Source organism: Dyadobacter sp. HNCC25DJ183, from assembly GCF_056895175.1.
In genome coordinates, this window is the sequence record NZ_JBXHAP010000005.1 from 54,030 (window position 1) to 75,145 (window position 21,116).

A 21,116-nucleotide genomic window follows, 5' to 3' on the forward strand; every position below is an offset into this window, starting at 1 on the left:
ATGCCGCAAACATTGTATTTTTGAAGAAATCTGATTCTAATTTAATATTATCATTGAATAGTACAAAATGAGTGTTGCTTTATTAATAGTATCAATTGTTGCCGCTTATTTGCTGGGGTCTATTCCAAGTTCAGTGTGGTACGGAATAGGATATTTTGGAATTGATGTTCGCAAGCAGGGTAGCGGCAATGCCGGTGCTACCAATACTTTCAGGGTTCTGGGAAAACGTGCCGGAACGGTCGTGATGCTGATTGACGTATTGAAAGGCTGGACTGCTACTTGTCTGGCTTCGATGCTGTTTTATATGAACGAAATCGGCGAAACGGAGCTGCTGGTCTACAAGATTCTGTTCGGAATTATCGCCATCATCGGGCATATTTTTCCTGTGTTCGTCAACTTTAAAGGCGGAAAAGGAATCGCGACATTACTGGGAATGGTACTTGCGATCCACCCCGAGCTTGCTTCTGTTTGCATTACCATATTTATTCTGACACTAATTGCATCTCAATACGTTTCGCTTAGTTCGATACTGGCTACACTTGCGTTTCCTGTTCTTTCCTGGACCGGCGCATTCGGGCATCCTGAGCCGCTGCTGATTGTTTTCGGCTTTGTCATGTTTGTTCTTGTTGTATTTACACACCAGAAAAACATTGTGAGGCTTTTAAATGGAAATGAGAACCGGGTTAACATATTTGCCCGTAAGTCTAACAGAGCGTAACAAACGCGTATTTCAAGAAATGTAAACCCCTGGGGAAACCTTAGGGGTTATTTTTTATCTTGGCCCATCATTTAATACACAGCAATGCAGACATATATTGAAGAAAACCGCGATAGATTTTTAAGTGAACTCCTGGATTTACTCCGCATTCCATCGGTAAGTGCCGATTCGAAATTCAAGGGAGATATGCTCAAAGCCGCTGAATTTGTGCGCGAGAGCATTCAAAAAGCAGGAGCAGATAAAGCTGAAATTTATGAAACGGCCGGGCACCCTGTTGTTTATGGAGAAAAAATCATCGATCCTGCGTTGCCTACTGTACTTATCTACGGCCACTATGATGTACAACCGGCAGATCCCTACGAACTCTGGAACTCGCCTCCGTTTGAGCCTGTGATCAAAAACGAGCGAATCTACGCACGCGGAGCTTGCGACGACAAGGGCCAGTTCTATATGCATATCAAGGCATTGGAAACAATGCTGGCGACACATACGCTTACCTGTAATGTAAAAGTGATGATTGAAGGCGAGGAGGAAATCGGTTCTTCCAATCTCGGCACTTTCGTGCGGGAACATCGCGATATGCTCAAATGTGACACGATCCTGATTTCCGATACCAGCATTATTGCCAACGATGTGCCTTCCATTGAAACCGGCCTGCGCGGGCTTACTTATGTGGAAGTGGAAGTGGTAGGTGCTAACCGTGACCTGCATTCAGGTGTTTACGGCGGCGGCGTCGCGAACCCGATCAATGTGCTTTGTGAGATGATTGCGTCACTCAAAGATGAAGACGGACACATTACCATCCCGGGTTTTTACGACAAAGTTGAAGCGCTTTCAGCGGAACAGCGGGATGCGTTGAATGCCGCTCCGTTTGATCTTGACGAATATAAAAAGGATCTGGACATAGATGATATCCGCGGAGAGGAAGGGTACACGACCATCGAGCGGACTTCCGTGCGGCCGACACTGGATGTAAATGGGATCTGGGGAGGTTATATTGGTGAAGGCGCGAAAACAGTCCTGCCGTCAAAGGCAAATGCGAAGATTTCAATGCGGCTTGTTCCGCACCAGACAGACGACGAGATTTTAGAATTGTTCACAAAGCATTTTGAATCAATTTCGCCGGCTTCGGTGAGGGTTAAAGTAACGCCGCATCATGGAGGATTGCCTTACGTAACACCTACTGATTCGATCGAGTATAAGGCGGCTGAGTTGGCAATGGAAGAATCTTTCGGTAAGAAACCAATCCCGACAAGAGGCGGAGGAAGTATCCCGATAGTAGCGCTTTTTGAGCAGGAACTCGGCTGTAAAAGCATTTTGATGGGCTTCGGCCTGGACATAGACGCACTGCATTCACCCAATGAAAGCTACGGGTTATTCAATTATTATAAAGGAATAGAAACGATCCCGCTGTTTTTCAAGCATTACGCTGAGTTGAAGCGATAGCGCCTTGCCCTTCGACCGCCCGGCGTCCCGGGGCTCAGGGTGACAAAAGCACCTGTCACCCTGAGCGCAGTCGAAGGGCAGGCACAACTACCTCTTCCGCCGCTGCTCGCGTTTCATTTTTTTCAGATTCAAAATCGCGGCTTTTGCTTCCCGGTCCTGGCTGGTTTTTTTGTCAGCACGGTCAGCGGCTAGTTTGTAGTATTTCAATGCGGCTTCATAGTCTTTTTTCATCTCCGCGATTTTACCCAAACCAATGAGCGAAGAGACGTAATAGCCCGCATTCATCGAGTTTGTCTGCGTGGAGTAATCAATGGCTTTTTGATAATATTGCCCCGCCAGATCGTAGTTGCGGTGGTAGTTCATGTTGTAGTAAGCGAGCACGTAAGCTGCATTTCGGCCGCTTACTCCTTCATAACCCGGCATTCCCTTGCTGATTTTATCGATGATATTCTGTGCTGCTCTTTCAGCTTCGCCCATTTTACCGGTGACAAATGCAGTCCGGCAAAAATACCTTTCAAAATAGGGATTGTTAGGGTAAGTCTGCCACATGTACTTCGCCATTTCATAAGCCTTGTTGTGCTCATTTTCCATGCTGTAAATCTGCAGCAGGAAGTATCTCGCTTCTACCCGCGTATAAAATGCATTGTTACCTACTTTTTCAAGCTGCTGCTCGCCGAGCTTCTTATTTCCTTTTGGAAAAAGCGCCAGGATAGGTTTGAGAATGGGATATTCTTTGGGCACCCATTCCGCATAATAATTATAAAGTCCGTCACCAAAGAGCAGTTCCGGTGTCAAATCGCCATTTCCTTTGCATTGTTCAAAATATTTCAATGACTTTTTTCCGGCAAATGCAGCTTTCGTCCAGCTCTCCCGTTCCGCGTATAACCTACCTTTGAATGCGTAAGCAGCAGCCAGAAAGAATGCGGGTTCCACTTTGTTCTTTTCGTTCGCGTACAGCTCCTCAGCCAGGTTAATGGTGGAATCCATTTGTGCCAGGAAGGTCTTGTCGTAGGCTTCATTGTCTGTATTCGGCACAATTTTCCACCATTCTGCCAGGCCCATCAGGAAGTGCGGCATCGGGTGCTTCGGATACCTGTATTTCAACCACCTGAACTCGGCATCGGCTTCATGAAACTGATAATTATAAAGCATATTGATCGCCTCGGTTGATTCGATCTGCACGCTCGGGTTTTTCAGGATCATATCGTAGTTCTTGTCCAGTTCGGCCGAAGAGTACAATTGAGCAGTTGCCTTGGAGGTGATAATGACAGCTAAACAGCAGAATATGATGGTGTTAATGATACTTTTCATAGCAGGGGTGAACTTGTCCTATTAACGAGCGATTTATATTTTACGTTTGTCAGCGGCCCGGTTTTTGAAAAAAGAGTTAATATTGATCCTCAGAGCTTTTGCTAAAATGACACCTCAGAAAATGATTAACATTCACGATAAAACTTTTGTCCCTTTCATTCCCAACGAGACGATCGAAGGCCGCATTTCCGAACTGGCCGCGCTGATCACCAAGGATTATGAAGACCATTGTCCTGTATTCCTCGTTGTATTGAACGGTGCATTCCTGTTTGCAAGTGAGCTGGTTAAAAGGGTTGGATTGTCGTGCGAAATTACATTTATCCGCTTCTCTTCCTATTCTAAAACTGAGTCAACGGGCGAAGTGAAAGAGATAATGGGTTTGGACCAGAATCTCAGAGACCGCGATGTTATCATTATTGAAGATATTGTTGATACGGGACTGACGATGTCAGGACTTGTAAAAAAGGTACACGCGCTTTCGCCCAGATCGGTCGAAATTGCCACTTTGCTCCATAAACCGGAAGCATTGAAAACTCCCGTTTCCATGCGCTACACCGGTTTTGAAATCGAGAACAAGTTTGTAGTCGGTTATGGTCTCGACTATGACGGAATAGGGCGGAACCTGGATTGCCTTTATGTATTGGCGTAAAATGCGGTACACACCACTCAACTAACTAAAAATCTTTCTATGCTCATTCAGTTCTTTGGGGCAGCACAAACCGTAACCGGAAGCAAGCACCTGATCACTACCGAAAAAGGAACAAGGATATTGCTCGACTGCGGTCTCTTTCAAGGGATACAAACCGACGAATTCAATCAGAGTTTTGGCTTCAAGCCCGCAGAGATCGGCTATCTGATCCTGTCTCACGCCCACATTGACCATTCCGGGTTAATACCAAGACTGGTCAGAAAGGGATTTAAGGGAGAGATATATTGTACACCGGCAACGGCGGATCTTTGCCGCGTGATGCTGATGGACAGTGCCTACATTCAGGAAAAAGACCTCGAAAGGATTAATAAACGCCGCCAGAATCAGGGCAGGCCGCTGCTTGAAGAGCTGTATAATGCTGAGGATGCCGCGCATGCATTGAGTTTGTTTAAAACAGTGAAGTACGGACAAACTTTCCATGTGGGTCCGGATCATGAAGTTGCCGTTCTGCTTACCGATGCGGCACATTTGCTGGGTAGCGCGGCTGTTCACCTGACGATCCCGGACGGAGGTACTTCAAAGCAATTGACATTCACGGGAGATATCGGCAGGCCTGATGACCGTATTTTAAAGAGACCAGACGTGTTTCCGCAGGCAGATTTCATCATTTGCGAGTCAACTTATGGCGACAGGCTTCACGAGAAGGAAGTGGATATGAAGTCGCATTTGCTGCGCATTGTTAAAGAAACCTGTGTGGATAAAAATGGAAAGCTGATCATACCTGCCTTTGCTATTGACCGCACTCAGGAGTTAATTTATGCTTTGGACCAACTATACAGCTCCGGTCAGCTCCCGCATATTCCCGTATATATTGATAGTCCGCTGGCAATCCGCGCCACTGCGATCATGAAGGAGCACGATGAATGTTTTAACCCTGAAATACTCGCCTACATTGAGAAGGACGGAGATGCATTTGCGTTCCCGTATCTGCATTACATTTCAGATGTGGAAGATTCCATTGCGTTAAATGATAAAAAGGAACCCTGCATTATCATCAGTGCTTCGGGAATGGCTGAGGCCGGGCGGATCAAGCACCATATTAAAAACAACATCGGCGACCGCAATGCAACGATCTTACTGGTAGGTTATGCTTCTGCAAACACCCTTGCTGGCGCATTGAAGCGGGGTGACAAGCAGGTGAATATTTTTGGTGAACACCTGGACGTACGCTGCCGCGTAGAGAGCATGGATTCATTTTCCGGTCACGGCGATTACAACGAAATGCTTGATTTTCTCTCTTGCCAGACTCCCGGGCGCGTACAAAAGATTTTCCTCGTTCATGGAGAATACGAAACGCAGGTTGCCTTCAAATTGAAACTGCAAAAAGCAGGTTTTAAGAATGTTCACATTCCTGCCTTGTACGAGAGTGTGAAAATTTAAGTTTGAGACTTGGAAAGTCTCAAGTCTTTTATATTTTTGCCAACCCAATTTCAATGCCGAAGTGGTGAAACTGGTAGACACGCACGTTTCAGAGGCGTGTGGGGGTTGCCCCATGCGGGTTCGAGTCCCGCCTTCGGCACAAAACGCCGCTCCTGAAAAGGAGCGGCGTTTTTGCATTAAATACAGTGCTTTTTTCAAATGTCTCTTACCGTAAAATCAAATCTGAAAATTACCTATTGACCGGATGTCGGCTAACTGCTATTTTTGAGTAAACCTTACCTGCCTGCCTGATGATCCCCGCCAAACTATTCCTCGTTTCCCTCTTCCTGATCCATATTTTTGTTGAAAGAAGAAGACTTACCAAAGATTAATCTTCCCGCCCTTCCTTCCTGTTTGCATCTGCCATTCTGACTATTTTCGGGGAAAATCTCGCCAGCACTGATACCAGGTCAGTTTGAGCAGATATCACATCTTCAATATTCTTATAAACCATCGGCGATTCATCCAGGTCGCCGCCGATCAGCTGAATGCCGGCATCTTCCAGTATCTGGTTCATCTGACTTCTCGTTGTGCTTGTAAATGCCTTGCTGCGGGACATAAGCCTTCCCGCTCCGTGCGAGGCAGAATTGATTGATTCCGCATTTCCTTTTCCCCTTATCACATAACCCGGCTGGCTCATGGAGCCAGGGATAATGCCGAGTTCGTCAGTGCCGGCCGGTGTGGCTCCTTTCCGATGCACGATCACCTCTCTTCCATCTGCCAGCGTTTCTTTCCAGGCAAAATTGTGGTGGTTTTCAATCATTTTGAGTGGCGTTTCACCAAGCTGCTTCGCAATTTTATTATGGATTTCGTGGTGGTTTGCAGATGCGTAATCGCCTGCAAGGTTCATTCCGATCCAGTATGCCTGTCCCTCATCCGTATTCAGATCGAGCCAGGCCAGGTGTGCTGCCTGCTTCGGCAGGATGGTTTTCTGCATGGCCAGCTTTGAATAATAGTTAGCTATATGCCCGCCAAATCCCCTTGAACCCGAGTGGGATAGAAGTGAGAGATAAGTACCTTTAGGCAACCCGAGCAATGGATCATCGGCCAAAATCTCGGTAATACCCCATTCAACAAAATGGTTTCCTGTGCCTGAACTGCCCAGTTGTCTGTAAGCTTTGTCTTTTAAGTCGCGGATTACTTTGGTGGCATTCCATTCAGGCTTATCCATTACGCTATCGTCAAACTTCCTGCCCGTCTCGCCGCCCATTCCGAACTTTGTGTTTTCGGTCAGTATCTTTTTAAGTAAGTGCGGCTCACGTTTAAGGTAGTCGGGACGGATATCAAAAATTGACATACACATCCTGCACGCAATATCCACTCCCACCGCATAGGGAATCACTTTGTCTGCTTCTGTCGCAAGCACGCCGCCGATCGGCAGACCGTAACCCTGGTGCGCATCCGGCATTAATGCACCACTAACCGATATAGGCAGACTAACCGCCGTTTCCATTTGCTGCAATGCGCCTTCTTCGATATGTTCCCGTCCAAAAACCGCATAATGCAGCTTGTCTTCCCTTAATCCGAACTGATTTCCGGACTTACCCTCACTCTGCTGCGGTGTGAGCACAGCTTCTTCATTGACGAGAAGCTCTTGCCCATCTTCTGTCAGCGTGATATCGGCACCATTTTTCTTTAGATCAAAAACAGTTTTGGCCAGATTAGTCAGCTTGCTTTTGGAGTATGCATATTTCTTGGGATTTTGAAGCATTCTCACCAGCATTATAAACACTCTTTCCTTAGGATGCTTTGCTTTCAGATGCAATCCGTTGGCTACCCGCAGGAATGTAGTTTCAAGTTCCCGTGGAATATTGGCAAGAAATCTTAATTCCTCTATTGTGATCTCAGTTTCCATAAATGTATTTTTTAGGATAAAAGATTAGCTGATTATTAACTAAGACGTACAATCATTGAAATGGTAACGGTAAAATTTTAAAAAATCTTTGTTTGCTTAAAACGGCACAACTTCTAAAAAAGCCGTACCTTTGCGGGCAATTTGTTGATACAGATAGCAGTACCTTCTTTAACTCAATTCCTTGTTGCAATGTCCGCAGTAGCAGAGCAAACCCGGTTGGAAACACGCATGTTAGCCGACCGCATCAACGCCCTCGAAGAATCTTCGACGCTGGCGATGACCAAAATGGCCCGGGAGCTTGCCTCCAAAGGCCACAGAGTAATCAGTCTAAGTGTAGGTGAGCCAGACTTTAAGACGCCTGAGCACATCTGCGAAGCTGCCAAGAAGGCCATCGATGACGGTTTTCATGGCTATTCTCCCGTTGCAGGTTATCCTGACCTGCGCAAGGCAATCGCTGACAAGTTGTTGAGAGATAACAAGATAGATTGGAAGCCTGAAAATATCGTGGTTTCAACAGGCGCCAAACATTCATTGGCGAACGTAATCCAGGTTTTAGTAAATCCAGGTGACGAAGTAGTCATTTTTGCGCCTTACTGGGTGAGCTACTCCGAAATGGTGAAGCTGGCAGAAGGAAAGTCCGTTGTATTGGACGGTGCTTTCGAGAATGATTTCAAGGTAACCGCGCAGCAGCTGGAAGCGGCAATCACGCCAAAAACGAAGATCGTGATGTACGCTTCTCCCAACAATCCGACGGGAGCGGTTTACACAGAATCCGAACTGAGAGAAATCGGCGCAGTACTTGAGAAACACGAAGGTGTGTACATACTGGCAGACGAAATCTATGAATATATCAACTTTACAGAGGAAGGTCATTTCAGCATGGGATCCATTCCTTCACTGAAGGACCGGGTTATCACTGTCAATGGAGTAGCTAAAGGTTATGCGATGACAGGTTGGAGAATCGGCTTTATTGCAGCTGCGAAATGGATTGCAGACGGAGTGGAGAAGCTGCAGGGACAAGTTACCTCAGGTACTAACTCAATTGCACAGAAAGCAGCGACCGCAGCATTCAACGGTCCTATGGAGCCTTCTATTGAAATGGCAAAAGCTTACCATCGCCGCAGAGACCTGGTAATAGGTTTGTTGAAAGAAATTCCTGGTTTCAAGGTAAATGTACCTCAGGGCGCATTCTACGCATTCCCTGATGTGAGCTATTACTTCGGCAAATCTGATGGTGAAACTACAATTAACAATTCAGACGATTTCTGTAACTGGTTGTTGAACAACTCTTATGTTTCAACTGTGGCAGGCTCAGGATTTGGTGCACCCAACTGCATCCGTATCTCCACAGCCGCAGCTGATGAAGCTCTGACCGAGGCAGTTCAGCGCATTAAAGACGCTGTTGCTACTTTAAAGTAGAGATTAAAGAAATGAAAAAGGCCTCATAGGTGTTACCTGTGAGGCTTTTGCATTTAATACAAACCAAAAGCAAGCAAGTAGCCACTTACAAAATCGCCGATAGCTAACAGCTAAAAGCCAATCCCCAGTCCCAATGAGCAAACACTATTTTTTAAAAGTCAAAGAAGTTGAAAAAGAAACAGAAGAGGCTTCAACAATCCACTTCTGGCACCCGCTAAATGAGGTTATCGCTTATCGACCGGGACAGTTCCTGACTTTTTTGTTGCCAGCTGAGGATGGTACAAAGGTGCGGAGATCGTATTCAATGTCGAGCTCACCTTATACGGACGTTTCTTTGGCAGTTACAATAAAACGTATCCCAGGTGGTTATGCATCCAATTTACTCCTTGATACCATCAAAGAAGGTGACATATTGGAAGCTGTGGAACCTATGGGATCATTTTTTCCAAAACAGGAAGATGATCAGGTCAGGCAGGTTGTTTTTATAGGTGCGGGAAGTGGCATTACGCCCTTGTTTTCTATTCTGAAGTCTATCCTCATCGTTGAGCAGGAAAGCGAGGTCTTTCTGGTTTATGGCAGCAGAAATGAGGACTCCATTATTTTCAAAAACAAAATCGAGGTTTTAAAGGAAAAGTATGGTGCGCGTTTTCAGGTAGTGCATACATTAAGTCAGCCGAGCGAAATGTGGGCCGGGGAGACTGGCCGTTTGAACAAAACTCATATTTTAAAAATAGTCGGACAACTGGGGGATCTTAAAAGTAAGGAAGCCGAATACTTTTTGTGCGGACCGGATGATATGATTGACGAAGCCAGGCGCGCACTGGCTATTTTGGGCGTGCCGGACCAGAAGGTAAGACGTGAAAGCTTTATCACTGCCGCGTCAACGCAGCCGGGTGAGGTGATAGTAGCCGAAGATGATACCCACCAAATGCGCGAAGTAACCCTTTTCTATGAAGGTACGGAGTATAAAGTACCTGTTCAGGCGCATGAAACGGTGTTGGAGGCTGCATTGAATATGGATATTGACCTGCCTTATTCCTGTCAGGCCGGCATGTGTACGGCCTGTATGGGGCGTTGCGTTTCAGGGAAGGTTCAAATGGACGAGGATGAAGGACTGACGCAGGGAGAAAGAGATGCTGGCTTTATCCTCACCTGCGTCACCCGTCCGATGACTGACGATGTTATTATCGAAGTCGAATAATAGTTACCGCTGATTTGATGCCCTTTTTGCAGGCGGAACCGGTGGCGCCGGAGGAGCTGCGGGGGCTGGAACTCTTGCTGGCCTTGCAGCTTTGGCAGGTGCTGCTGGCGGAGCGGGTGGAAGAGGTACTTTAGGTGAAATATGGAAGTTGTGCATGCCCAAAGTGGATAAGCCCATTTGCGCTGAGAGACCATCTATTTTTACATTTAAATCCTCCATTTCAGACTCAAATTTTCGGAGGGGTTCTTCTGCGGCGAAAGTTTCTTTGCGTGCTGCTGAAATCTGGGAGTTAAGTGTGGCGATCTGCTGTTCCTGTACTTTGATCTGCTGTTCAAATTCAGACAATTGTTTGTCGAGGTCAGCCTCGCTCAACTTCAACTTATTGGTATTGTTATTTCTATTCAGGAGCTCGGAGCGTTTTTCCATTAGTTCCGACCGGCTGTCCATTGCACGCTCTTTCTTCCATTCGATCTTCTCCATTTCGCGGTTTACCCGCTCCACTTCAAAGTTTTGTTTTTCGATTTCGAGGTTAATTTCCTCCATTCTGCGTTGGAGCGGCTCCATTTCGCTTTGTAAAGCCCGCATCTTACGGTTCATCTCAGCCATTCTAAACTGAGTGGAATCATCATTTCCATGCGACAGTGCCGATTCGTTCAATACGCTTTCAATGTGCTGAGCAATATCTTCCGGAATTTCTTCATCAGGTATCTCGATGATCTCGCCCGACACTTCTACTAGCATCGGTTTTTTTGCTTTTTTCTTAACCGTCTTTTTAACCGCTTTCTTTTCCTGCTGCTGCTTCTGTAAATTCTGAGCAACCGAATAAAACGATACTGCGACAACCAAACTAACTGCGAATAGAATCAGAGGTAAGGTGCCCAGCCCGCCCGACTTCTTAGGTGAAATTCCCAGTACCCTTTGTACGCGGTTGAGCAGTAAAGGTCTTTTCGATGCAAATGCCATCGCCATTCTTGGTGCAGATTGCCATTCAGCTACTTTTACCAGTGCATGCGCCAGCGACATTTTGTCTCCACAAACAGCTAATGCAATATCATCACAGCAATGTTCGCGCTCGGCACGCACCCTGTCGGACAGCCACCATATTGCAGGATGGAAAAAGAACACAACTTCCACAACGGATTGCAGCATATTGACGAGATAATCATTGCGCTTAATGTGTGCTAGCTCATGAGCAAGTATAGCTTCTACTTGCGAAGTTGAGAAGCCAGTCAGAAATCCGATCGGGATAAGGATTACCGGACTTAGCGCACCAATGACCATAGGCGTGAGAATGCGGGCAGTTTCCTTAAATTCAACTGACTTCGAGATATTCATCTTGGCTAAAATTACACCTAATCTCGCCCTCCATTCACGATCAGATACAATGGCTGCACTCATGCGAAGCCGCTCCGTAAAAAGCCAGCCGCCTAAAAACCGCATTAACAACAAACCAGCACCTATGAGCCAGCAGATTACCAGTTCATTCAAATGGGCGCTTAGCCAGAACTGCATTTTTAGAGAAAATGGTAATTGGTAAGCAGATTGTCCCACAACATTAAATTCTGAAGAAGGCGCCGAAATGGCTGCTGAGGTTTTGATAGACGCCAATGCAGCGAACTCTCGGTAGTAATATGCAAACGTCGCAACGGATGCCACTACCTGTGAAAGGAGAAAACTGATCCCTGACAAGTACCGTACATTCGCGGACTTACTACGGAATACAAAGAACGTAGCAAGGGCGATCAATAATAAGGCGGTTCCCTGCCAAACTGAGTGAACAAGTGTCCACCCGAAAGCGGGCACAATAGGGGAGGAGAAAAAGGTCGAAATTGCATTCATGGCTAACGATTGTTTTCAAGGTTATTTAATAACTCACGAATTTCATCTAACTCTTCTTTCGACGTAGTGTGGTTTCCCAAAGCCTGCATGACCATTTGTGCCGCAGAACCCTGGAATACGGTTTCCACTAATTTTCCAACCAGATTCTGTTGGGTTTCTTCTTTGCCCAGTAAGGCGACATAAATGTGAGAGCGGCCTTGTTCCGTGCGATACAGCAAACCCTTGTCGTGCATGATCTGCATGAGTTTAAGGGTTGTGGTATAGCCAACATCTTTGGTTGCGGAAAGGGCATCGTGTACAGCCCGGACAGTACTTGGGCCCGCTTGCCACAAGTAATTCAAAATTTCGAGCTCCGATTCGGTGGGTTTGATATACATAGCTAATTGATTACGATAATCTTCGTATCAAATGTCTACGAAAAAAATCGTAGAAGCAAGGCCTAGCTACGATTTTTTTCGTAACTAAGTGAATGCGGCTCGTAAGTTCTTGATGATTAATGTGAAATAAAAAAGGCCAGCGTTGAAGCTGACCTTTTTACTATGATATATTCGCAAATACTAAACGTACGTATTAAGCATAACTGGCATAACCAGCATGAGGATATCTTCATTCTCTCCCTGATCCACCGGGATAATCAAGCCTGCACGGTTAGGAGCTGATAGCTCAAACGTGATCGTCTTGCTTGAAAGATTTCCTAAAACTTCAATCAGGAATTTAGCATTAAATCCAATTTCCATATCATCCCCATTGTACTCGCACATCAAACGTTCATTTGCCTCGTTTGAATAATCTAGATCCTCTGCGGATATCACAAGATCATTCAAAGACATTTTTAGACGAACCTGGTGTGTAGTCCGGTTGGAGTAAATTGAAATACGTCTCAACGAACTCAGAATCTCCATTCTGTTAATCGTTAATGTATTTTGGTTATTGGTCGGGATTGCATTCTCATAATCCGGGAAGCGCTCGTCGATCAAACGGCAGATCATACGAATATTACCAAAGCTGAAAAATGCATTCGATGAAGTAAATTCTGCTTTTACAGGTACATCATCCGAAGGCAGACAGGATTTCAGCAGGTTTAGTGCTTTCCGCTGGATGATCATCGAGGTATCGATATCAGACTTGATGTCTGTCCGGCGGTAGCGCACGAGACGGTGACCATCAGTCGCCACGAAAGTCGCGCTTTCTGTACCCATTTGTACAAAAACCCCTGTCATAGCAGGACGAAGGTCATCTGTACTGGTTGCGAAAAGCGTGTTTGCTATGGCCGATCCCAGCGCAGAAGATGAAAATTCAACAGCCTGGCCGCGATTTACAGCAGGTGTTTTTGGGAAATCGATCGGATTCTCTCCGGATAATTTATAGCGTCCGTTGTCGGAAATGATCTCCGTCCCGAAGGTTTCTCCATTCACCTGCAAGGTGATGGGCTGCTCAGGCAATCCGCGTAGCGTATCCAGCAACAATTTGGCAGGTATAGCGATTGCTCCTTTTTCGGCAGATTCAACCTCAATCTCAGTGATCATCACCGTTTGGAGGTCAGAAGCTGTAACTGTCAGCGTATTGCCTTCCAGCGACAAAAGGAAATTTTCCAGAATGGGGACTATTGGGTTCGTTGAAACGACACCGTTTATAGCTGAAAGCTGTTTTAAGAGAACTGATGACGAAACGACAAACTTCATAATTCGTGACGTAAGTGTTTAAATGTTAATGATATATGATCGGCAGAGGCCAGGAAATCATTTTGTAGGGAACAAAAATATAAAAAATTGCCGACGAACTACCTTAATCTCAGGCGAATTTTCGGCTCCGGAGATAGTATCGCAGCGCGCCAAAAATTCCGATAACGACAATGGGCAGCAACAGGTTGATACCTTGCCAGAACTTCCTTTTTTCCTGGATTTGAATCTTGTCCAATGCCCTGATAGAGATCTCTTTATTACGCGCACTGATCAGTCCGTTTGCATCTGTCAGGTAATCCAGCGCATTCATCACAAAGTCTTTATTGCCAAATGTTTGCTTCGTCACCCTGTCATAGCCGAGCGGGAGCGGAGCATTTCTTTTGTAATCAAAATCGTTGACGATCAGGTCGCCGTCTGAACAAATAATGACTTTACCGCCATTACCCTCGGCCTTAAATTTAGCAGCCCGCGGATCGCCCGGCAGAATGCGATTCTGGAAAAGCGAGTTAAATGATCCTTCCAGTAATACTGCCGCCAGCTTTTCACCTCCGCGGTATTCAGCGGCATCAGGATCTTTGCGGGCTTCGTTATAGCCCACCAATGCGGGAGTGTTCAGCACCTGCGTGTATGGCGAGGTCAATAACAGCGGGATTTTCCGCACCGACGCAGCGCCGCCGACAGTGTCTATGCTGCTGAGAAACCGCGTGTAAATGGCATTAAGGTTGCGGGTAACCGTATGTGCGCCAAAATTGTTGATCAATGGATAAAAGCGCCAGGGCATTGGCCGGATTTCCGGTTCATCGCCGCGGTTACCTACATTCAGGAGGATTTCAGCGCATTTCAGATCTTTAACGAGATTGGTATTAATTCGGGCACCCCATTTGAAAAACAGATCGTTTAAATTCAGATCCAGAGGCTGGGCATAGTTTCCGTCCAGGCTCACACTATCTACTTTGGCACCATCTACGAAAAACATCACACTACCGCCTGAAACCACATATTGGTCAAGCTTGTATTTTTCATCGTCCGAAAACGCGCTATCTGGTTTCATTACAATCAATGCATCCAATCCTTCGTAGGATTCGGGATTGTTCATGTCGAGAAACAGATCGTAATTCTGCTGGATTGTGGCGATCAGGTCGCTCAGCCGCGCGGGGGAGATTTTGGTGTGACTGACAACCAGTCCCACTTTTTTACGCTCGGGATTAGCCAGGAGGCGAATAGCAGATGCGAGTTCGAACTCTACGCCTTCGTAAGATTGGTTAAGCTGTTCCTCCGGAGAGCTCGTCTTGTTTCCTTTCAGCAACTGCACCGGGACCGACAAGGTATCTGCCTGAACAATGGCACCCGGAAAAATGATTTTCTCTGTCCGTTTCCCGTCCTCGTTGGCAAATACGTTGGTGGGTGTCAGTCCCCTGTCCACCAGGCTTATGAATTGCTTTTGCCGCTGTTCTTCACTCGTTGCCTCAGTTGGGTCGGAGTAGTTGACGCTCAAATGTCCGTTAGAGTAGGTTTTAAACTCCTCGAGCGTTTCCCTTGTGGCACTTTCAAGCCGCTCGAATCCGGCGGGAAAATCGCCTGAGAGGTACACATTTACAACAATATCCTTATCAAGACTGCCCAGCAGCGCTCTGGTAGCTTCGGAAATGCTGTACCGCTTGTCCTCGGTCAGATCCAGCCTGACGAAAAAGAGCGAACCAAGCCAGTTGATTCCAGCCAGGGCAGCGATCAGCAAAAGGATCCGGAGAATTGTACTTTTGGGGAGCATAAAAATGCTTCGGGGTTAAAAACGAAAATGGACGGTATACTAACGTCCATTCTTTGCAAAAATATAAAAAACCGGAAGCGGAATTGCGATTAATTACTTCAGGATGTCCTCCGATTGGGGGAAGATCGGATTATTGTAAATATTCACACCATTGTAGGTTTGTACGACCGGCGAACTGGTAGTGAAGTTCCTGTGATACGGAAGCGCCTCGGCGGTGGAGTAGTGGCAAACAAACGATTTCCTGGTTTGTTCCGGATTGGAGATCATAGAACCGCCATGGGCCAATGCAGCGTGCCAGATAAGCACATCACCTTTTTTAATCAGCAGGGTTTCTTTTGGATATTGAAGATCTGTACAGGTTTTATCAAGATAATCAGCAAATTCGAGCGGCGTTTTGGTTGAATTCGGTTTGAATAAAATTCCGGATCCAAAATCAAATTTCGGCATTTTGTGAGATCCGATGTAATAGTATAAGGGGCCTGAGTCGATTTTGATATCTTCCAATGCGATCCACGCTGCCGCCAGGTGGCTTGGGATCTTGGCGGTGACCCATGGAAAATCCTGGTGTGTAGGCTGCTGACTTCCATACATAAATATCAGGCTTTGCATGACAACCACCTGCTGATTGAAAATGGCTTCCAGAAATGCAACAATGGAGGGATGTGTCATGAGATTCTTCCCTGCCACCGATGAATTATGAAAATCGTTGATCTTTACATATTTCCCAAGCAAAGCTTCCTTCGGGAAATCCTTAATATTCCGCTCCTGATTAGGTTTGAACTCGTCGCGATCAATGCGAACAGATAAGTCGTACTTGTCCGGATTTTGTACCAGCTCCTGAAAATCACCCCAGAATTTGTCAATCAGCGATTCCGGGATTACGTTTTCCAATACAGCGTAGCCATTTTTCTCCCAGGCTGCAAGCTTTTCCGCCATATCGTAAGGCACATCAAAACGAGGCGGATTTTTCTTCAGGAACTCCGCGATGTTCGCGCCAGGCCTGTCGATCCAGGGTAGAGTAGCTTCGTCAAATTTCCTTAATGGGAAATACTGATCTTTCAGCGTTTCGGCCTTGCGTAAGACCCGGTCAAGAATGCTCATATTGGAACAAGATTTAGAATACGGTGATTTTAAATATACTTAAAACCATGCTATTGCTGGGTCACTCTTGTTCAACGGAATCGCATTACTTATTAAACGTACAGGACTTCTCGTCCGGCTCCACGTAGTACGATTTATAATTGGTCGCTTTCGGGTTCATACATCCTTTGAGATTGAGCAGCTCAATATTCCTGAAATCAATGGGGTGGCTTTCGGCTTGCAATGCAATGTATCCGCTGCCGAGCTTAGTACCGTCTTTTTTGAGCCAGTCAGCTTCATTACCAACTTTTCCATCTTTAAATGTGTGGTTCTTGCCTACATATCCGCCGCCCACGCGTGGATTCGTGAAAACCAGCACTGTGTCGCCTTCTATCAAATGATAAACAATGGAGTCGCCCAGCACGATCGCCTCAGCGGTAACCCATTGGTCGCCATTGTAAGTCTTGGATGAAGAGTTAATGCAATGCGCTTCGTCAAGTTTTCCATTGATATCCACGATTGTCCCGGGTGTACACAGGTTACCTGTTGTCCGTTCCCCGGCATTAAGTCCGCCCAGATACTGCATTTCGAGTGATATAGGGAAATCCTGATCGAGGCCGAGACTGGCAGCAGGTTGTGAATGCAGCATAATACCGCTGTTCCTTACATTCCACGAAGCGCCGCCCGGTACCTGGTTTCCGGTAAAACGATACTGCAGCCGGATCTTATAATGCGAAAATGGCTTGTTGTAATACATATGTCCGTACTCGGTAGTAAACCGGTCATACTCTTTATAGTTGACCCGAATCATGTTATCCTCGACGATAAAGGTGTTTTTATAGTTATCGTTGACCTTATGCCCGGCAATCTTAATGTCCCAGCCAGTAAGGTCCTTTCCATTAAACAGCGGCTGCCAGTCCTCTTTGGAAGCAGGTTTTTGGGCGAAGATGGAAGTGGAAAGCAGTAAAAAGAGTAATAGATAGTTTTTCATCGTTCAAATTGTTATGCCACGAATGCACGAATTTTCACGAAGTGTTCGTGTTTGTTTCGTGCATTCGTGGCAATAAATCAAAGCAGTAGTCTGCGATATTCTAATTTACCTCTGCCAAAATTAACGAGCAAGCCAAGCTTGTTCCCCGATACTTTCAGGTAATTGAGAGTTTGCGCGACATGCTCGTCTGTGAGTGCGGACACACATTTTAGTTCAAGAATAATCTTGTCGTAAACTACAAAGTCAGCCCAAAACTTATGACGCAGCAAAATACCACGGAAGTAAACCGGGTATTCCTTTTCACGCTCAAAGAAAATGTCGTCTTGTCGAAACAGCAATTCAAGCGCGTCTTTATAGACTATCTCGAGAAATCCATGGCCAAGTTCCTTATGAACTTCCATGCACTTTCCTATTATGTTGTAAGATTCTTGCTTATATACAATGTCCATTTGATTTGATCTTTCTTTATAAGACGTTCAAATGGAAATTGCGTCACATTACCTCCGCCGTTTTTTAGCCCTGCCCGGGTCAACACTGGTCGAGCCTTTGTTGCCTCTGTTACCTCTGGAAGAACGGGGTGGGCGGGTTTCTCCGCGACTCGACCGGCCGCCGCGCTGGCCCCGGTCACTGCTACCCCTCTCTCGGCTTGGGGACGGAACGGTTCCCGCAAGGTAAAGGTCCATGCTCCTACGAGCCAGGTTCGTATCTTTCACCTTTACTTTCACCTTATCCCCGAAAGCATAGATCTTCTTGGTACGCTGGCCTACAATGCGGTAGTTTTCTTTATCAAGTTCATAGAAATCGTCCCCCAGGTCTGTCATTCTGATCAGTCCCTCGGAAGCGGTCTCTGTGATCTCAACGAAGATCCCGAATTCTGTTACGCCGGTAATAATCCCGTCGAATTCCTGGTCAGGATCCATCGAGCTCATATATTCCACCTGCTTGTATTTGATGGAAGCACGTTCAGCTTCGGCAGCTAATCGCTCGCGCTCGGAAGAGTGTTTAGCTGCTTCTTCATAAGCCTCCTTGTCAACATTAGAACCGCCATTCAGGTAGTGCTGCAACAGCCTGTGCGCCATTACGTCGGGGTACCGGCGTATAGGCGACGTGAAGTGCGAATACCTTGTGAATGCCAGACCAAAGTGGCCGTCGTCTTGGGTACTATATCTCGCTTTAGCCATTGTTCGTACCGCCAGCGATTCAATCAGGTTCTGCTCAGGCCGGCCTTCCACTTTGGCCAGCATTGCATTCATTGATTTTGCGATCTTGTTTTCTTCCTCCACATTCAGCTTGTAGCCCAGCTTGGCGACGAAAGTGCCAAAGGTTTTCAGCCGCTCCACATCAGGCGCCTCGTGTATCCGGTACACCATTGTGTTCTTCTCCTCGCCTTTTGAAAGGGAATACACATACTCAGCCACCCGCTTGTTGGCCAGCAGCATGAATTCTTCAATCAGCTTATTGGAGTCGTGGCGTTCTTTCTTGTAAATGCCCAGCGGCTTTCCATTTTCATCCAGCTTAAACCGGACCTCACTGGTTTCAAAGTTAATCGCCCCTTTTTTGAAACGCTCTGCTCTGAATATCTTGGCAAGATTGTTCAAAGTGGTCAGCTCTTTTGGAAAATCGCCCTCCCCTGAATCCAGGACTGCCTGTGCCTCTTCATAGCTGTATCTTTTATCAGAATGGATCACGGTTCTTCCAAACCATTCTTTTAATAATTTCCCTTTCGGACTGATTTCAAAAATGGCTGAAAATGCCAGCTTATCCTCGTTAGGCCGGAGGGAACAAAGGTTGTTGGAGAGCTTTTCAGGAAGCATGGGTACAGTCCTGTCTACGAGGTACACAGAAGTAGCGCGCCGGTAAGCCTCTTTTTCAAGCTCTGTATTTGGCAAAACATAATGGGAAACATCAGCAATGTGAACGCCCACCTCCACAACATCATCTTCCAGGTACCTGACAGACAATGCGTCATCAAAATCTTTGGCATCGACAGGGTCAATGGTGAATGTAAGCCAATCGCGGATATCTCTCCGCTTTGCAATCTCTTTTTCCGAGATCGTATCAGGGATCTTGTTTGCCTCTGTTTCCACTATCTCAGGGAAGTGATAAGGCAAGCCAAATTCAGCCAGGATTGCGTGCATTTCTACGTCGTTATCTCCCGCTTTACCCAGTACCTGCACCAGCTCGCCCTCAGCCTGACTTCTGCGCGTGGGCCATTCTTTTACTTTTACAATTACCTTATCCCCGTTGTTGGCGTCTTTGGTCTCGCCGGGTTCAATAAAAATCGGGTCAAAAAGTTTTTTATTATCGGGTTGAACAACTGCAAATCGCTGGTTGATTTCGATAATCCCTACAATCTCAGCATTGTTGCGCTTTACAATCTCGGTTACGCGGCCTTCCACCCTGCCTTTGCCAGAGTCTCCTCTACCTGAGTTCCTGCTGTTTTTGCTTAAGGTTTGAACAGAAACGGTATCACCGTCCCAGGCGCCATTCAGCAGCTCTAATTCGACATAAATATCATCCTCGCGCCCTTCCACAATTACAAATGCGAAAGACTTATTAACCCTGTCAACGCGGCCTGTCAGACCTTTGCTGGCCGCTGGTTTATTGGGGCCTGCGGTATAAGTGCCGTCTTTGTGATAAACCAGCGTACCGGCTTGTTCGAGTTCGTGCAGGATCTCATTGAACAGTACCCTTACTTTTTTGTCCTGCACTCCAAAATGATCGTGAACATCAAACGGGCGGAATGCCTGATCGTTGTTCAGATCGAAAAAGGCGGCAATATCCGCCTTCAAATTATCTATATAGGAAACAATATGATGAGGAGCTTTCGGCTCCTTCTTCTCTCTTGTCCTGTCCTTGGTCTTTTTTTCTTTCATTTATTCTTTAAATTAAATAGCCGGCGGCCACTCTGGCCACCTGGCGGAGCCTCATTCGACTCTGGTAATGTTCTCTTCCCGAACGGATTGAAAACAATGTAATCTGAGGTATAATTGTGCAAGTACGACCACGTCCTCTCTGCAATATCGCGAAATTTTGGCCAGATCGCCTTCTTCATAGTATACCTTCGTGACCTGATCGCCGCTCATCTCGTTTTTACTGCCCGGCACATTGAACACCGCTGCCAGCAGATCCAGTGAAGTATAGCTTTTATAGTCACCAAACTTCCACAGATCCATTGTATCCTGATGCAGGATTTCCCAGGGTTTTTTGCCGGAAATCTGTAAAGCTCTGGGGATTTCAATGCAATAGATCAGCATCCTGCGGCAGAGAAACGGGAAATCAAATTCCTTGCCATTGTGTGCACAAAGTACCAGCTGGTCTGCGGGATATTTTTCGATAAGTGCCTTAAACTGCCGGAGCAATGCAGCCTCATCATCGCCCGAAAAGCTGCTCACTTTGAATGCCAGCTCTTCGTTTTCGTTAAAATAGAATGCACCAAAAGCAATGCAGACTATTTTGCCAAACTCGGCATAAATGGCGCCGCGATCATAAAAGCAAGCGGCATTTGTAATGGATTCGTCTCCGCGTTTGATACCTGTCGCTTTTTTGTCCCAAAGCTTCTGCATTCGTTCCGGGAGCTGGTCGTAGGATGCATGCGATGAAACAGTTTCAATATCAAGAAGGAGGAAATTCTTGATACGCTTTTTGAAGTCTTCTGTCATAGTGTGGTGATCGTAA

At 46.3% G+C, this 21,116-nt stretch carries 17 protein-coding genes and 1 tRNA gene; 7 read left to right on the forward strand and 11 right to left on the reverse strand.

Annotated elements, in window-relative coordinates; all coding sequences use genetic code 11:
• Nucleotides 1-67 precede the first annotated feature (67 nt).
• On the forward strand, nucleotides 68-718 hold the full coding sequence (plsY, locus tag AC1XTG_RS13575; RefSeq protein ID WP_056290701.1) for a glycerol-3-phosphate 1-O-acyltransferase PlsY: 651 nt from the start codon (nucleotides 68-70) through the stop codon (nucleotides 716-718).
• Between the two features lie 84 nt (nucleotides 719-802).
• Entirely contained in the window at nucleotides 803-2,164 is a 1,362-nt protein-coding gene (locus AC1XTG_RS13580; protein WP_484842356.1) for a dipeptidase, read from the forward strand.
• 87 nt (nucleotides 2,165-2,251) lie between these two features.
• On the opposite strand, the gene AC1XTG_RS13585 is transcribed toward AC1XTG_RS13580, so the two are convergent.
• A complete protein-coding gene (locus AC1XTG_RS13585) occupies nucleotides 2,252-3,475 on the reverse strand; it encodes a tetratricopeptide repeat protein (protein WP_484842357.1) in 1,224 nt (407 codons plus the stop codon).
• A 121-nt stretch (nucleotides 3,476-3,596) separates the two neighbouring features.
• On the opposite strand from AC1XTG_RS13585, the gene hpt reads away from it, so the two are divergent.
• From hpt to AC1XTG_RS13600, 3 genes are all read left to right on the forward strand, one after another.
• Complete coding sequence (hpt, locus tag AC1XTG_RS13590; RefSeq protein ID WP_484842358.1) at nucleotides 3,597-4,124, forward strand: hypoxanthine phosphoribosyltransferase; 528 nt, start codon at nucleotides 3,597-3,599, stop codon at nucleotides 4,122-4,124.
• A gap of 39 nt (nucleotides 4,125-4,163) precedes the next feature.
• A complete protein-coding gene (locus tag AC1XTG_RS13595; protein WP_056290708.1) occupies nucleotides 4,164-5,564 on the forward strand; it encodes an MBL fold metallo-hydrolase RNA specificity domain-containing protein in 1,401 nt (466 codons plus the stop codon).
• Nucleotides 5,565-5,619: 55 nt separating this feature from the next.
• Nucleotides 5,620-5,703, forward strand: a tRNA-Leu gene (locus AC1XTG_RS13600).
• Between the two features lie 228 nt (nucleotides 5,704-5,931).
• Here AC1XTG_RS13600 and AC1XTG_RS13605 read toward each other — a convergent pair.
• Nucleotides 5,932-7,458: an RtcB family protein gene (locus tag AC1XTG_RS13605; RefSeq protein WP_484842359.1), complete on the reverse strand. Its 1,527-nt coding sequence runs from the start codon at nucleotides 7,456-7,458 to the stop codon at nucleotides 5,932-5,934.
• 189 nt (nucleotides 7,459-7,647) lie between these two features.
• Here AC1XTG_RS13605 and AC1XTG_RS13610 point away from each other — a divergent pair, with 189 nt between their 5' ends.
• Together AC1XTG_RS13610 and AC1XTG_RS13615 are read left to right on the forward strand one after the other, a co-directional pair.
• A complete protein-coding gene (locus AC1XTG_RS13610) occupies nucleotides 7,648-8,877 on the forward strand; it encodes a pyridoxal phosphate-dependent aminotransferase (RefSeq protein ID WP_484842360.1) in 1,230 nt (409 codons plus the stop codon).
• Between the two features lie 133 nt (nucleotides 8,878-9,010).
• Nucleotides 9,011-10,078 (forward strand): 2Fe-2S iron-sulfur cluster-binding protein, encoded by a 1,068-nt coding sequence (locus AC1XTG_RS13615; protein WP_484842361.1) that lies wholly within the window; start codon nucleotides 9,011-9,013, stop codon nucleotides 10,076-10,078.
• Between the two features lie 3 nt (nucleotides 10,079-10,081).
• On the opposite strand, the gene AC1XTG_RS13620 is transcribed toward AC1XTG_RS13615, so the two are convergent.
• The 9 genes from AC1XTG_RS13620 to AC1XTG_RS13660 form a co-directional block, all read right to left on the reverse strand.
• Nucleotides 10,082-11,917 carry a M56 family metallopeptidase gene (locus AC1XTG_RS13620; RefSeq protein WP_484842362.1) on the reverse strand — a complete coding sequence of 612 codons (1,836 nt, stop codon included), beginning with the start codon at nucleotides 11,915-11,917 and terminating at the stop codon, nucleotides 10,082-10,084.
• 2 nt (nucleotides 11,918-11,919) lie between these two features.
• Nucleotides 11,920-12,294: a BlaI/MecI/CopY family transcriptional regulator gene (locus AC1XTG_RS13625; protein ID WP_031528554.1), complete on the reverse strand. Its 375-nt coding sequence runs from the start codon at nucleotides 12,292-12,294 to the stop codon at nucleotides 11,920-11,922.
• 180 nt (nucleotides 12,295-12,474) lie between these two features.
• Nucleotides 12,475-13,599: a DNA polymerase III subunit beta gene (gene dnaN, locus AC1XTG_RS13630; RefSeq protein ID WP_056290729.1), complete on the reverse strand. Its 1,125-nt coding sequence runs from the start codon at nucleotides 13,597-13,599 to the stop codon at nucleotides 12,475-12,477.
• 109 nt (nucleotides 13,600-13,708) lie between these two features.
• Nucleotides 13,709-15,367: a gliding motility-associated ABC transporter substrate-binding protein GldG gene (gene gldG, locus AC1XTG_RS13635; RefSeq protein WP_056290732.1), complete on the reverse strand. Its 1,659-nt coding sequence runs from the start codon at nucleotides 15,365-15,367 to the stop codon at nucleotides 13,709-13,711.
• A 93-nt stretch (nucleotides 15,368-15,460) separates the two neighbouring features.
• Complete coding sequence (locus AC1XTG_RS13640; protein WP_484842363.1) at nucleotides 15,461-16,468, reverse strand: phytanoyl-CoA dioxygenase family protein; 1,008 nt, start codon at nucleotides 16,466-16,468, stop codon at nucleotides 15,461-15,463.
• Nucleotides 16,469-16,553: 85 nt separating this feature from the next.
• Nucleotides 16,554-17,438 (reverse strand): 3-keto-disaccharide hydrolase, encoded by an 885-nt coding sequence (locus AC1XTG_RS13645; RefSeq protein ID WP_056290738.1) that lies wholly within the window; start codon nucleotides 17,436-17,438, stop codon nucleotides 16,554-16,556.
• Between the two features lie 77 nt (nucleotides 17,439-17,515).
• Nucleotides 17,516-17,887 (reverse strand): GxxExxY protein, encoded by a 372-nt coding sequence (locus tag AC1XTG_RS13650; protein WP_484842364.1) that lies wholly within the window; start codon nucleotides 17,885-17,887, stop codon nucleotides 17,516-17,518.
• 48 nt (nucleotides 17,888-17,935) lie between these two features.
• Nucleotides 17,936-20,314, reverse strand: a complete 2,379-nt coding sequence (gene rnr / locus AC1XTG_RS13655; RefSeq protein ID WP_484842365.1) for a ribonuclease R — start codon at nucleotides 20,312-20,314, stop codon at nucleotides 17,936-17,938.
• A gap of 51 nt (nucleotides 20,315-20,365) precedes the next feature.
• The gene (locus tag AC1XTG_RS13660) at nucleotides 20,366-21,100 is read right to left on the reverse strand and encodes a 3'-5' exonuclease (protein WP_484842366.1); all 735 of its coding nucleotides are present in this window, start codon (nucleotides 21,098-21,100) and stop codon (nucleotides 20,366-20,368) included.
• Nucleotides 21,101-21,116 lie beyond the last annotated feature (16 nt).